The organism is Achromobacter xylosoxidans A8, from assembly GCF_000165835.1.
Lineage (GTDB): Bacteria > Pseudomonadota > Gammaproteobacteria > Burkholderiales > Burkholderiaceae_B > Achromobacter > Achromobacter xylosoxidans_B.
The window spans coordinates 1-13,251 of the sequence record NC_014642.1; the positions used below are offsets into that span (position 1 = coordinate 1).

At 61.8% G+C, this 13,251-nt stretch carries 12 protein-coding genes; 6 read left to right on the forward strand and 6 right to left on the reverse strand.

The annotated features are described in order from the left end of the window. From AXYL_RS32830 to AXYL_RS32855, 6 genes are all read left to right on the forward strand, one after another. Positions 1–1,509, forward strand: coding sequence for a replication initiation protein (locus AXYL_RS32830; RefSeq protein ID WP_013397114.1), 1,509 nt, complete (start codon positions 1–3; stop codon positions 1,507–1,509). A 459-nt stretch (positions 1,510–1,968) separates the two neighbouring features. Continuing rightward, entirely contained in the window at positions 1,969–2,700 is a 732-nt protein-coding gene (locus tag AXYL_RS32835; RefSeq protein WP_041657694.1) for a hypothetical protein, read from the forward strand. Then, a complete protein-coding gene (locus AXYL_RS34620) occupies positions 2,697–3,833 on the forward strand; it encodes a phage integrase family protein 8 (protein WP_013397117.1) in 1,137 nt (378 codons plus the stop codon). Before AXYL_RS32835 ends, AXYL_RS34620 begins: the two co-directional genes overlap by 4 nt. A 782-nt stretch (positions 3,834–4,615) precedes the next feature. Then, complete coding sequence (locus AXYL_RS32845; RefSeq protein WP_041657703.1) at positions 4,616–5,026, forward strand: hypothetical protein; 411 nt, start codon at positions 4,616–4,618, stop codon at positions 5,024–5,026. 313 nt (positions 5,027–5,339) lie between these two features. Next, complete coding sequence (locus tag AXYL_RS32850; protein ID WP_013397119.1) at positions 5,340–5,543, forward strand: hypothetical protein; 204 nt, start codon at positions 5,340–5,342, stop codon at positions 5,541–5,543. Between the two features lie 266 nt (positions 5,544–5,809). Next, positions 5,810–7,150: a DUF5623 domain-containing protein gene (locus tag AXYL_RS32855; protein WP_013397120.1), complete on the forward strand. Its 1,341-nt coding sequence runs from the start codon at positions 5,810–5,812 to the stop codon at positions 7,148–7,150. 1,290 nt (positions 7,151–8,440) lie between these two features. On the opposite strand, the gene AXYL_RS32860 is transcribed toward AXYL_RS32855, so the two are convergent. Genes AXYL_RS32860 through AXYL_RS32885 form a run of 6 tightly spaced genes read right to left on the reverse strand, consistent with a single transcriptional unit; the run spans position 8,441 to position 13,208 of the window. Beyond that, positions 8,441–9,598, reverse strand: a complete 1,158-nt coding sequence (locus AXYL_RS32860; protein WP_013397121.1) for an acetyl-CoA acetyltransferase — start codon at positions 9,596–9,598, stop codon at positions 8,441–8,443. Beyond that, positions 9,595–9,963: a Zn-ribbon domain-containing OB-fold protein gene (locus AXYL_RS32865; protein WP_223306575.1), complete on the reverse strand. Its 369-nt coding sequence runs from the start codon at positions 9,961–9,963 to the stop codon at positions 9,595–9,597. Before AXYL_RS32865 ends, AXYL_RS32860 begins: the two co-directional genes overlap by 4 nt. A gap of 12 nt (positions 9,964–9,975) precedes the next feature. Then, positions 9,976–11,238 carry a CaiB/BaiF CoA transferase family protein gene (locus AXYL_RS32870; protein ID WP_013397123.1) on the reverse strand — a complete coding sequence of 421 codons (1,263 nt, stop codon included), beginning with the start codon at positions 11,236–11,238 and terminating at the stop codon, positions 9,976–9,978. A gap of 8 nt (positions 11,239–11,246) precedes the next feature. Then, positions 11,247–12,233 (reverse strand): Bug family tripartite tricarboxylate transporter substrate binding protein, encoded by a 987-nt coding sequence (locus tag AXYL_RS32875; RefSeq protein WP_013397124.1) that lies wholly within the window; start codon positions 12,231–12,233, stop codon positions 11,247–11,249. A 55-nt stretch (positions 12,234–12,288) separates the two neighbouring features. Next, positions 12,289–12,723, reverse strand: a complete 435-nt coding sequence (locus AXYL_RS32880) for a MaoC family dehydratase (RefSeq protein ID WP_013397125.1) — start codon at positions 12,721–12,723, stop codon at positions 12,289–12,291. 11 nt (positions 12,724–12,734) lie between these two features. Beyond that, entirely contained in the window at positions 12,735–13,208 is a 474-nt protein-coding gene (locus AXYL_RS32885) for a MaoC family dehydratase (RefSeq protein ID WP_013397126.1), read from the reverse strand. Between the last annotated feature and the right edge of the window lie 43 nt (positions 13,209–13,251).

The window sequence follows — 13,251 nt, forward strand, 5'->3', positions numbered from 1 at the left end:
ATGCGCTCACCTTTCTACGAAACTATGCGCAATTTCCCCATTTTGAGCCAGGCTGCACACCTCATGGTTTCTTCGAACAGCCGAGCGCGCCGCGTTCAGAAGCCCCCAAAGGCCGCCGAACCGACATCGGCGGTACAGAGCCAGGTTGTAGTCTTCGAAGGTGAGGACGATGACCGCACACTGAAAAAGTCGAATGACACGATCGCCGTTCGCGTTGAGAAGGGGGGGCTCTCGTCTCTCGGCCGCAAGGTGTTCAATGTGCTCATCTATCACGCTCAGCAGCTGGGTGAGCCCGGGACGACTGGGCCGACCGAGGTTCGAAATCATGCGAAGTACTTCTGGATCCCATTGCGAGACGTAGTTGCCGACACGCGATACAACAGCAACGATACCGAACTGCTCAAGCAACAAATCGATCAGCTGCAGGACGTGCGGGTCAAGATCGAGGGTCAGAAACAATACACATCCGAGCGGCTGATATCCTCGGCGACGCTATACAACCCTGCCGGCTTGCACTCGCGCGGTGGAGTTGTATGGCTTGGCTATGCATTCCCGCCGGAGATCTCATCTGAGATGCTCCGGCCGATGCAGTACACCAAGCTATCGCTGTATTACCTGACCAGCCTGCGAACGAATGGGGGAATGGCGCTTTACGAGAACTGCCGGCGCTATCTGACGAACCCCAGCAAGGTGACCAATCGGCAGACCGTGCAATGGTGGTACCAGGTTCTCACAGGGAATCCGTCGACCGCGGAGGTACCGGAGTACAAGTACTTCAAGCGAGACACCTTGCTAAAGGCGATTCGCGAAGTGAACGACGTCACTGACCTGGTCGTTGAACTCCTCGAATTCAAGGAGGGGCGCCGCGTAGTCGAGCTGCAATTCAGGGTGAGCCAGAAGGCTCAGGAGCCTCTGCAGCTGCCGACTCCCGCCGTCGACTCTGCGGCGTACCTGACGCGTCTCATGGCTTTGGGTATATCGCAGGCGGAGGCGCTTGAGCACATCGGCACTACGGACCAAGGAAAACTGGTCGCGACGCTTGAAATGGTTGAGAAACGCCTCGAGAACAAGCGACTGGCCCCGGTGGATTCGCCTGCCGGTTACTTCCTTCGTGCCCTGCGAGGGTCGTATGCGACGGCCCAGGATATTGCAAAGGTGACCACCCGCAAGATAGAGCGACCGGTGGCGCCGAAGGTGCAATTGGAAGAACTGACTCATCGCTTCATTGCGTGGCGCGCCGAAGAGGCGATGGGGTACGTTCGGGAACTCGACCCGGAGAAGCGCAACGAGCTGCTCGAACGCTTTAAGGAAAGCCCAGCGTTCAGGGCTCTGCACCCGTCTGCAAAGAAGACTCTGGAGCAGGGACGCGAACCCTCTCCCATGGTGAAGGCTTCGTTCGGGACGTGGGTTGCCCAGGACCTCTGGGGGGACCCTACGGAGCAAGATCTGTACGGTTTTGGTCTGAAGGAAATGGTAGGGGGCGCCGCCCCCCAGCAGATAGAGGCCTAGTGGCTGCGGAGCAGACCTCCCCGAGAGGTCCGCAAAAAAACCGAAATGCCTTCCCAGCGCGTATTACCTGAGATTTACCATATTCGTCGATATGGAAAATCTCAAAGCTTGCGGAGTATTTAAATACTCATTATCGTACTCAGGTGAAATTGAATGAAGCGAGAAAGAGTATGGTCAACGAGAGCAGCTGGCGGAGTTGGACGGTGGTCCGATTCCCCAATGGTTCGTGGAGTTATGGTGGCCGGTTGCACTCGCCGGATTACGAGTTGTGCGAGAAGTGGAGCATCGCTGCGCCCACAGCGAAAGACGCCGTGAAGAAGGCCCAGGCTCTAAGGCGCCAAGAACTGCGCCGCCAAGCACGGGCCGTCGGCGCAGATCTAAAGCGGGCCTGACGTGGCCAGGCCTGCAAAACTGCCGCTGCCTGCTGATCAGGAGGCTGAACTCCTACGGCGTACAGCGATGATCTCGCGGGAACTCGATAATTCCTCGTTTCTGGATCAGCTCCTGCCTCAGATTGAGGCGATCACCGGAACCACGTTCGGTGCTGGGTTGATACGCCAGCTGCTCGCTGGCGTACTCTGGGATGCTGCCGGTGGCCGGTCCCCCGCTCAACGAACGGTGCACGCCGCCGTTCAGCGGCACGCCGCGCAAAAGTGCCGTTCGGCCAGCCCATCCATTTTGGATGCCCTAGTGACCGCAGCCGAAGTGCGGTCTGAAGGAGAACGGCCATCGCCTCCCGCGGTTACGCCGGATTCGATTGGAATGGTGCAGAAGGCGCTCGAGCTGGCAGAGCTCAATCGCTTGGAAATCGAGAGAGAGCGGAAGCGGGCAGATATGGCCGAAAGGGAGCTGAGCGACTTGCGCGTGCAGCTGCAGATCGCCCTCGCGCACGGCAGCCAAGCGGATGCTCGCCTCTCCGCGCGAGAAGAGGCATATACGCTACTGCAGCAAGTGAATGCGGACTTGCGATCATCGTTGCAGTTGGCCGTTGACCGTGCCGCAAGGGAAAATCGGCAGAACATGCTCCGCGTCGATGAGATGCGGCAGGAAGCTCGTGCACTTGAGGAGCAGCTTCGGCTTGCACGTGTGGAAATCGAGGAAAGTGCGAAGAAGCTCAGAGACGAGAAGCTGATGAGCGAGGAACTAAGGCGCCGCGTCAATTCGCTGCGCGACGCAAGGAGCATCTCGTGAGTGAAGCGCATCGGAACTCCGCGCCCGGAGCTACCGTTGGCCAGGTTGAAGTGTTGTTGAATGCGTGGCTTGCGTCGCTTGAGCGAAAGGGTAGGGCAGAGGCGACCATCGCGACTTATCGCCGGGAGGTTCGGCGCATCATTTGGTACTGCGACTGGAGGGGTGCGCCGGCGCCATGGCTTTGGAAGGACGAAGACGCGCTGAGCTACGTTCAGTTTCTGCGTGAGGAGGCTCATCTCCATGTGTACCCGGCAGGGCGGCAATTCGGCACTCCCGACTGGACACCCTTTCGGGCCGGCCATCTTTCGCAGTCAGCTCGTGATTCCGCTGCGCGTATTGCCAGCCTGCTATGGGATTACCTGGTGGTGACGAGACATGCGCAAGCGAATCCATTCGCGGCGGTGGTGCGCAAAGCTTCAGAAGAGTCCGCCCCCCGCCAGGCCAATCGTGGAGCTGTTCCTCCAAACGTGCTTGATCTTGTGATGACGTGCATGGACCGGCGGCAAAAGCCGACAGCCAAGGACATTCGCATCTACTGGCGCAATCGATTCGTCTTGCTCCTATACTGTGGGACTGGACTTCGGGCTACTGAGGGGGTCATGGCCAACATGAGTGACATCCATCCCCTGACGGACCCACAGACTGGTCGTACATACTGGGCTCTTCAAGTCCGAGGGAAAGACCTCCCGCTCGATGCGGCCGTGATTGACGCGCTGCGGAGCTATCGCCTGGCGTTTCAGCTATCCCCTATGCCGATTGCACGTGAGGATCTAGGCCTTATCCTGTCGCCCTTCACGCCAGCCCAAGCCGAAACCCAAGTGTATGGTTCCGCGCGCTCGAGGCGGGGGCGCGGCATGTGGAAGTCCATTCGGACACGCCAGACAATTCGGAACATTGTGCGCGAAGAGTTCGGCGCAGCTGCGGCAGCCCTGCCGAAACAGTCCCCAGAGGCGGCACTTTTGACGCGCGCGTCGACACAGTGGCTCAGGCACACTCGCGGCGCCAATTTGGCTGCGGCGGGCGCTGACGCCCCGGTGGTTGCCCGTGCAATGCGGTACAGCAGTACACGCACCGCGAAGGCTTTTGCCGAAATTGATTTCTTCGATATTGCGCGCCTTGCTGATGCTGAATAACTAGTTTGAGAACTCCAGGGCAGGCGCTAGCAAGGCAGGGAACTTTCGCACTGGCTGGACCGCCGTGACGAAGGTCAACCGAAGGTGAGAATGCACAGGGACCGAATTTCGACTGTATTCGGTCGTGCTTATGGGCTCGGTGATGGATAGGTGAGACGGAACAGGAATGTACGGCCCTCTGCGTCAGTCATTGAAGTCTCAGACTTTGAGCCGCTACATTTTTAAGTTCCACACTGCAGAATAAAATTGGGAGGGGTGACAAACATGACGTTCTATAAGGTCGTTTTGTATGGTGCATACCAGGAAGGCCGCCGTCTCGCTTTGCTTGAATGCACTGCGCTTATAGGACGCCCGGGAGGTAGCTACGGCATTCACGAGTACGTCATGGAGCTTCGAGATGTTTCCTGTGAAGCGCGGGAGTTTTGTGCCGTGCGAAAACAGGATTTAGACGTCGCGTTTAATGACCATCCAGACGACTTTGCGGAGGACAAATTCTGTTTCGCTTGTCCCCGTGAGCCCGGGTTTGAACTAATGACATGGTGGTCAGGGCGGGGCGAATTTGATGCACCGGTAGCGTCGGCCGCCGAAATCCAAACGATAGTACAGGCAGGGATCTCGGGTATGACGCAGGTTTTTCCCCGACCCACAAGGGTTGAAATGGGCGTGCGGCGTAGTGACTGGTCCACTGTCGAGCAGCCTGCGTGGGCACATCTTCACGCGCTCTAAATCGGCGCATGAACAGCTAATACTGGCGAGTGGCTCACCGACAGGTTTGACCATTCATGCTTAAATTTGGACAAGACCACCAGGCCATCGCCGTTCAGAGCGAGTACATCATGTGCTATTCCGCGCAGCTTGTTGCCGATTTCAAGCGGGTCACCCGCCAGTATGGTGTGAAGATCGCCTTTGAAGATTTCGTCGACCTGTACCTCTATCACTCCACTGATTCCAGACCCAAGACTCCAAGGGCGCTAGATGTCGCCTTCACTGCTGCCGATGGGCCGGCGGGAGCTGCGATTCAGGAAGCGGTGAGGCGGTGGGATCAGCTCGAGATGCAGGAGCTCGAGGATCTCGTCTTCGCGCAGCGCGTGCGCCTCGTTTCCGCCGAGCAAGCGCTGCAAAAGAAGGTGACCAAGAAAGCGGAGAATGACCAATGTCGAAGACCATCCACGTCAGAAACTTGCTCTGCATAAGATCAAGGACTTACGTGAAATTCGTCAGTCACCATGGAACTGTCGTGTCAAACAAGTAGGAATTTTGAGTACGAAATTTCATTCAACTTGGAACTTTGCGGCGGTTGAGGCCTAACAAGCCACTCCGGGCTCTGCCCCATAAAAAGGGCTTGACGTAAGTCGGACAGGAGGGAGAAACTTAATCCACCCCTACATGGAGGTAGATGCCTCTGCGTCGACGCTGGTCCGCTTTCGAGCTGATCGGCGTTTTTATTTAGCCGCGCGCTCGGTCGTGACGGCAAGATGAGGACTCTTTTCAGTCGGAGTTACCTCAATGTTTCGTATCAACAGCAGCCCAGAAAAGCATCGCCTGCGCTGCTCGCTGGCAGGCGACCAGGTCGTCGTGGTGTGGTTGCAGCGCCACCAGATCGGCGGCATCGGTGGCCAATCGGATATCCAAGTCGACGTGCAGTGTGAACGGGAAGACAGTTGTCCGCACTGGACGACCACGGCGTGCCCTGCCAAGCGCCTCGAATAGCTCGCGCTTTTTGCTGCGACCCGTAGCAATAGGAGGCCCCCGGATCTGCCATTTGGCCAATTGATGCCCCGTCCCTGCGCACGCGTCAGCGAGATGATTGACTTTAGCGATTCGTGAAGGTTAAAGTGGGGCCGCGCTGGCACGCGCAGGACACCGTCTTCCGAAGCTCCTAGAGCAGTGCTTTGATCTTCCATTGGCCGATGCCTTCCTTCCGGCCTTTCAGAGCGACGGTGACTCTGTAAACGGGGCCCTGAGGATCGAAGCGCATGAATACCGCTAGCATTAAGCCGCTCACAGTGAACGGCATCAAGCAGCTCGCCAAGAAAATTAGCCGCGAGCACAACATCACGCACACAGACGCTCTCAATCTTGCCAGTCGCCAGGCTGGCTACGAGAATTTCGTGCACGCGAAACGTCAGCTTCCCGTCGCAAATGCGACGCGCGGGTTTCCCGTCTACATCTCCGTACACTGGTTCACCCGGCGTGCGCGCAAGGACGACCAAACGCCCAACGGGCTGAGGCATGGCCGAGAACTGTTGTGTGTGCATCTCTCTCGTCCATTACCTGAAATCGTGGCCAAGCACCTCGTCAGCCATGCGCGCGGGCTCTACGGTTTCCGGATGGAGTACATCGATCATCTGGAACACCGGACCAATGTGGACAGCCAAGAGGCGGCTCGGGACCGCTTACTGAAGGCGGAGCGCAGCTTGCGCTTCATGGAAGCGACAGGCCTGCAACCGGTATCGACCAAGAAGTTCGCCTCCATCTCCAGAGTGCTGACCGAGATGCCTGAAAGAGACCATGACTCGGACTGGTTCGACCCTGTGAGCGGGACCTATGTGTGCCTGGACGAGCCGTATGCGGCCGCGGTCAAGGGCATGGAAGCCAAGCGCGCACACTGGCTGGAGAGTAACGGCCTGAAAATGGTGGTGCCCCAGTGGGAGGGCATCTACTACGCCGGCGAATGCATTCCGCACTTGGTTGGCCCGGACGGCGCCCTGCTGCAGCGTGTTGCAGACGCACTGGCCAGACTGCGCCCCGTCGCGGAGCCCCACCCGTGGCCCCACGAAACGGGCATGTGCAACGACGATTTTGTCAGCCCCCAACGCGAAGCGGATGCAAAGCCGCGCCGACGGCGGCCGGGGCCGTCTTACGGCGAATACAACGGCGCCGTGCCGTATGGTGGCCAAATCGGTATCCCGTCACGCTGGCGTCCGGCCAAAGCGATGCCACTTGAGCTGCATTTGCAACTTGCCCCTCTAATGCGAGGCCTGACGGCCGTCGGATTTTCCGGCCGCGTGCGCTCGAAGCTGGGCGCGGCCCGTTCCGAATTGGACAATTGGTGGCCAATGGAACACCGGGATGAGCAGGGAAGGGCCCTGGACGATATCTACTATGGAGGGCCGACTGTGGTGTGCGGCGATTCGGACATCGAGCGCCTGGCGATGCTCACCGAAGCCCGATCCATCGTCGTGCGAGGCTACGACGATTGCAAGCCGAGGCGCACATTGCTTGCGGCTTTTGATGCGGGCGTTGCTGAACTCGAGAAGATTGAGCGCAGCCGCACGGCGGCGAACGCAGTCGCAGACGCTCGCGTTGCGAACTGACGTCTCGCGACAAGCGAGCTCGCAACAGAATGCCCCCGAAAGGGGGCATTCTGTTGGAGGTGCTTCGTGCCCAATCGTCGATACGCTACTGGGCGGTGTGCATTTCGCGCATGCGCGGCCGAGCGGGTCCCCCCACAGTCGAACCGCGAAATCGTACCTAAGGCAGGAAAACCTTGCCGAAAGCCGAGCCAGCGCTTGTATACCGGAAATTCTCGATTCCAAAGCTGGATGACGCAAATCCCAAGAATTCCGACAGCCAGTTCCAACTTGAGTGACACAAATTCCAAGTTGAGTGGCATTCGACAGCTATGTTGAATCCGTTTCACACTGATCACTCATTGATGGAACGCCATCCCTGACCGAGAGACGCGTAAATGTCACCGTCAGCAGCTGAGTACCCCCAAGGTACGGCGCGCCACCAGCACATCACCATTCCGACATTACCCATCAGAAAAAAAGCACAACAGGAATAGCAATGTCCTTTGAACCATGCGATTCCGTCCTCCTGGAGCTTCCTGCAGGCTGGCGCAGTCATAAGAATTCCAGTCACAGAAGGAAGTTCAGTCAGGTGTCGCTTGTCATGAGCGAGCCCGCGCGGCCCCATCGCGATACGGATGGGACAGCCGGCGTTACTGCGCAGGGCCCTTCCTCGGGGTGAGTTCGCCGACCTCTCCCTGAGCCGGGTACCAGTTTGCGATCCACTGCGCTGCCGCTGCCATGGATTCGCACCTGGCCAGTACCTTCTGGGGCGGTCAGGCCTATGGGGCATCTGCACCACCAGGGCAGCGCCTTCTTCCAATGAAACCAAGGGCTCCGCCCGTCTGCGCTGCCATGCTCTCAATTCGTCGGCTAAGGCTTTCGCTGAAATCAACTTTTTCGATATTGCGCGCCTTGCTGATGGTGCACCAACCGACGTCGAGCCCAATCAGTGATGGAGGCAGCGCACCTCGACAAGCATGAAAATCGAAGGTGAGTGTTTACGGGGAAGGCCGAGGTACCGAGGAGTATGGTCCTCCCCGCAGGAGGAACTCGATCGGTGAGGCTTTACAGGAACCGAACTCAGTAAGAGCTAGCTGGTGAAGTCGGTCTAGATGCCTGCCTGCGGCCGCTGTTGTTGGTGGCGGGCCGGCAGACACTAATTTTGTCGGTGGCGCGCAGTGAAGGGGCTGGTGATCCCTATCCCGATGTCGGCCCACAGCCGCGCCGCCCTCGAATTCCCGGAACCCGCCGCAAGAGTTCCATGAAAGAAACCCCGCGCGGCGTAGCGCCGCGCGGGGTTTCTTTTCGGCCCTACAGCGCCGCGGCGCTGCCGAGGATGACGGTGCTCTGGCTGGACAGCGTGCCGCCGTTGCCGTGCGCGAGCGCGGTGTGGCAGTCGGCGACCTGCCGCGCGCCGCATTCGCCGCGCAGCTGGCGGGTGGCTTCGATCAGCGCGAAGATGCCGTACATGCCGGGGTGGCAATACGACAGGCCGCCGCCGCTGGTGTTGACCGGCAGTTCGCCGCCGGGCGCGATGCGGCCGTTTTCGACGTAACGGCCGCCCTCGCCCTTGGGGCAGAATCCCAGGTCTTCGAGAAAGAGCAAGGGCGTGATCGTGAAGGCGTCGTAGAGCTGCAGGACGTCGATATCGCTCGCCGCCAGGCCGGCCATGCGATAGGCCTGGGCGCCGGACGCCACGGCCGCCGTGGTCGTCAGGTCGGGCATGGCGGAGATGGAATAGTGCCCGAGCGCCTCGCCCACGCCCAGCGCGTAGACGGGCGGGCGGCGCAGGTCGCGGGCGCGCTCGGCGAGGGTCAGCACGAGCGCGCCGCCGCCGTCGGTGACCAGGCAGCAGTCGCGCAGGGTGAGCGGCTCGCTGATCATGGGCGAGGCCAGGACCTCTTCCACCGTGAGCGGCTTTTTCTCCCAGGCGACCGGGTTGAGCAGCGCCCATTGGCGGGCGGCGACGGCGATGTCGGCAAGCTGCCGGCGGGTCGTGCCGTACTGGTGCATGTGGCGCGAGGCGGCCAGCGCGTAGGAGCTGGCGGTGTACATGGGCCGGTAGGGGGCCTCGTGCGGATTGGGGTCGGGCGCGGCGACGTTGGCCCGCCCCATGCTGCGCTGGGTGCTGCCGTAGGCGATCACGGCGACCTGGCACAATCCGGCCTCGATCGCGGCCTGGGCGCGCGCAACCATGGTCATGAACGAGGCGCCGCCCATGTTCGTGGCGTCGTGGTAGCGCGGCTGGATGCCGAGGTATTCGGCCAGCGCCAGCGTGGGCATGCGGCTTTGCGAGGTGGTGGCGAACAGCCCGTCGACCTCGTCCAGGCGCAGGCCGCAGTCGTCCAGCGCGCGCGCCGTGGCCTGCGCCATGAGGTCGAGGGGGCCGAGGCCGGGCATGACTTTGCCCAGGTCGGATTCGGCGGCGCCGACGATGGCGACGCTGCCGCGTTGCAGGGGGGGGGTCATGCCGGCTCCTCGATATCGAAGACGGGATAGGGCGGGCCGCCGTCGGGCGGCGTATGGGCGCGCATGCGCACGCGCATGCCGATGGCGGGCCGTCCTTCGACCCGGCTCATGAGGCGAAAGCCTTCGTCCAGGTCGATCAGGACGACGTTGTAGGTGGTCTGGTCGCGCGGATGCACGACCGTCACGGCGTGCACGGTGCCCAGGCCCGCGCTCAGCCGCCATTCAAGCGCCGGGTTGCCGGAGCCCGGGCCGAGCACGCGGGGCGGAAAAACCGCGCTTTCGGTGCGCGTGTCGTACTGATAGGCCAGGTGTCCGGCCGACAGGTGGCGATGGTAGATCGCCAGCGGGGATTCCGGTTGCGTCATGGGAGCGTCCATTCAAACGATGCGCTGTGCGCGCAGTCCGGCGATTTGCTCGGCGCTGTAGCCCAGGAGCGCGCCGAGCACGCTGTCCGTGCTGTCGCCCAGCCGCGGCGGCGGCAGGTCGTAGCGCGGCGGCGTGTCGCTCAGCCGCAGCGGGCTGGCGATGGTGGATACCTGGCCGTCGACGTCGGCGTGGGCGGGCCGGGGTATGTCCACGCGCAGGCCGCGGTGCAGCACCTGGGGATCCTGGAACACTTGCGCGTAGTCGTTAATGCGTCCGCAGGGAACGCCGTTCGCTTCCAGTCGTTCGATCCAGTCGGCGGCGGGCCGAGCCAGCATGCTGCGCGCCAGCTCGGGCACCAGGGTGTCGCGGCCCTGGATGCGTCCCGTGACTTTGGTCCAGCGCGCATCGGCGCCGAGGTCCGGGCGCTCGATGGCCGCGCAATAGCGTTGCCATTGGTCGTCGTTCCCCACGGCCACGACGATCTCGCCGTCGGCCACCGCGAAGACCTGGTAGGGCACCAGGCTGGCATGGGCGTTGCCGTAGCGCTTGGGCAGCTTGCCATTGGCGAAGTAGCCCGTCACCTGGTTGCCGCCCAGGGCCACGATGCAGTCGAGCAGCGCCATGTCGATGTACTGGCCCAGGCCGGAGACATCGCGATGATTCAACGCGGCGAGGATGGCAATGGTGGCGTACATCCCGGTGATGACGTCGGCGATGGCGATGCCGGCTTTCTGCGGCCCGCCGCCGGGCAGGTCGTCGCGTTCGCCGGTAATGCTCATGAGGCCGCCGATGGCCTGGAAGACGAAGTCGTAGCCGGGCTTGCTGGCGCTGGGGCCCTCCTGTCCGTAGCCGGTGATGGAGCAATACACCAGGCGCGGATTGATGGCGCGCAGGCTGGCGTAGTCCAGGCCATAGCGCTTGAGGTCGCCGATCTTGTAGTTCTCGATGACTACATCGCTTTGCGCCGCCAGTTCCCGCACGATGCGCTGGCCCTCGGGCTTGGAGATGTCGAGGGTCAGCGACTTCTTGCCGCGGTTCGCGGCGGCATAGTAGGAAGAGTCGCGCGTATCCTGGCCCGCGCCGTCCCGGATCCAGGGCGGCCCCCAAGCGCGTGTGTCGTCGCCCGTGCCGGGGCGTTCGATCTTGATCACCTCCGCGCCCAGGTCGGCCAGGTTTTGCGTGCACCATGGGCCAGCCAGGATGCGCGATAGATCCAGCACGCGGATGTGGGAGAGCGCGCCGCGTGCCGGCGTGTTGCTTGGTGTTGCCGTCATGCCTGCTCCTACTGGATGGTGATCTGGGCGTCGTTGATGACCTTGGCCCACTTGTCCATTTCCGCGTTGACGAAGCGCGCGTACTCGGGCTGCGTCATCGTTCCCGGCATGGCGCCTTGCTGCGCGAACTGCCCCTGGATGGACGGAGAACGCAACGCGGCCAGGACGTCGCCGGAGAGCTTGGCGAGCAGCTTGGGATCCATGTTGCCGGGCGCGTACAGGCCGAACCAGGCCGTGGCCTCGAAACCCTTCACGCCGGCTTCGTCCAGCGTCGGCACGTCGGGCAGGGCCGCGGAGCGGGTGAGCGAGGTGACTGCCAGGGCGCGCAACTTGCCGGCCTTGATGTGCTGAAGCACGCCGGGAACGGAGTCGAACATGATCGGGATCTGGCCGCCCAGCAAGTCGTTCAAGGCGGGCGCGGCTCCTTTGTAGGGGATGTGGACCATGGACACGCCGGTCATGGACTTGAACAATTCACCGGACAGATGGTTGGCGCCGCCGGTGCCGGCCGAGCCGAAGTTCACCTTGCCGGGGTTGGCCTTGGCGTAGGCGATCAGGTCAGCGACGCTGTTTATATGATTGCGCGCGGCGAAGTCGGGGTTGATGACGAGCACATTGGGTACCGCGGCCACTTGCGCGACTGGCGTGAAGTCCTTCTTGCTGTCGTAGCGCAGGTTCTTGTATAGCGCCGGGTTGATCACGTGATGCGTGGCGGTCACCATCAGCGTGTAGCCGTCGGCTGGCGCGCGGGCCAGTTGTTCGGAAAAAATCGTGCCGCTGGCGCCGGGCTTGTTTTCGATCACTACGGGCTGTTTCCATTCCGTGCCCAGCGCGTTGCCCAGCATGCGGGCCAGGATGTCGGTGGTGCCGCCGGGCGGGAAGGGCACGACCAGGCGGACGGGGCGATCGGGGAAGGCCTGGGCGCGCGCGCCCAGGGGTAACAGGCACAGCGCTCCCAGGAACAGGGAGGCTGCGGTGTGCAACCAGCGATTCATTGTTGTCTCCTCGGTTGTTCTGGACCGGTATCCGCATGGCGGATACCGGAGGGTCTTAGCGGGGGAATTCCACCATCGCTTCGCCTGCCGCCACGGTCTCGCCGCGCTGGTTGAGCACTTGCACGTCCAGCGTCGCCCAATGGCTTTTCTCGGTCTTGCGCGTGGCGGTGATCACCGCCAGCGGGGTGATCGTGTCGCCGGGTTTGACGGGCGCCTTCCAGCGCGTTTCCAGGCGGCGTTGCACGCCGCCGCGCTCATAGAGCCAGTCGGTCAGCATGCGCGTGATCACGCCGAAGTTGTTCATGCCGTGCATGATGATGCCGCCGAAGTTGGTGCGGCCGAAGTCGCCCTGCATGTAGTTGTCGTCCAGGTGCAGGGGGTTGTAGTCCAGCGAGGCTTCGCAGAAGGCGCGGATGGATTCGCGGGTGGGCGAGAAGGGCGCGCCTTCGATTTTCTGGCCGATCGCGAGCGAGTCGAATACTTGGGTCATCTTGGTGCTCCTTACACGGGCCGGATAGTCCAGCCGCGGCCGGAGCAGATCACTTCGTTGTTCTGGTTGAAGAAGACGTTGTCGTGCACGACGAACAGGCGATCCTTGCGGATGAACTTGTCCAGCGCGCGGGCTTCCAGCCGGATGACGTCGCCCGGACGCGCCGGGATGTTGTAGCTCCAGGACTGGCCGGCATTGACCGTGCCGGGGCTGCGCATCCAGTCGTCGGTGGGCGTGCAGGCGAACATCAGGAGGATGTGGATGGCCGGCGGCGCGATCAGGCCCTTGTAGGGCGACTTCAGCGCATAGGCTTCGTCGAAGTACAGGGGGTGCATGTCGTCGACGACGCGGCAGTACTTCTGAATGGCTTCCAGCGTCAGGGTGTAGGGAATGGTTTTGCGAGGCTCGCCGGGGACGATGTCGTCCCAGATCTTGCGCGTGGCGGCGTCTTTCCAGAAATCTGTCTCGAATGTGGTTTGAGTCATGGCCTTTCCAGGGCGGGTTGTGGGGAAAAGGCGCATTGCCGGG

Coding starts and splice junctions, on each gene's coding strand:
- AXYL_RS32830 (WP_013397114.1), top strand. CDS start 1: ATGCGCTCACCTTTCTACGAAACTATGCGCAATTTCCCCATTTTGAGC.
- AXYL_RS32855 (WP_013397120.1), top strand. CDS start 5,810: ATGAATACCGCTAGCATTAAGCCGCTCACAGTGAACGGCATCAAGCAG.
- AXYL_RS32865 (WP_223306575.1), bottom strand. CDS start 9,963: ATGACGCAACCGGAATCCCCGCTGGCGATCTACCATCGCCACCTGTCG.
- AXYL_RS32845 (WP_041657703.1), top strand. CDS start 4,616: ATGCTTAAATTTGGACAAGACCACCAGGCCATCGCCGTTCAGAGCGAG.
- AXYL_RS32835 (WP_041657694.1), top strand. CDS start 1,969: ATGATCTCGCGGGAACTCGATAATTCCTCGTTTCTGGATCAGCTCCTG.
- AXYL_RS32860 (WP_013397121.1), bottom strand. CDS start 9,598: ATGACCCCCCCCCTGCAACGCGGCAGCGTCGCCATCGTCGGCGCCGCC.
- AXYL_RS32850 (WP_013397119.1), top strand. CDS start 5,340: ATGTTTCGTATCAACAGCAGCCCAGAAAAGCATCGCCTGCGCTGCTCG.
- AXYL_RS32880 (WP_013397125.1), bottom strand. CDS start 12,723: ATGACCCAAGTATTCGACTCGCTCGCGATCGGCCAGAAAATCGAAGGC.
- AXYL_RS32870 (WP_013397123.1), bottom strand. CDS start 11,238: ATGACGGCAACACCAAGCAACACGCCGGCACGCGGCGCGCTCTCCCAC.
- AXYL_RS32875 (WP_013397124.1), bottom strand. CDS start 12,233: ATGAATCGCTGGTTGCACACCGCAGCCTCCCTGTTCCTGGGAGCGCTG.
- AXYL_RS32885 (WP_013397126.1), bottom strand. CDS start 13,208: ATGACTCAAACCACATTCGAGACAGATTTCTGGAAAGACGCCGCCACG.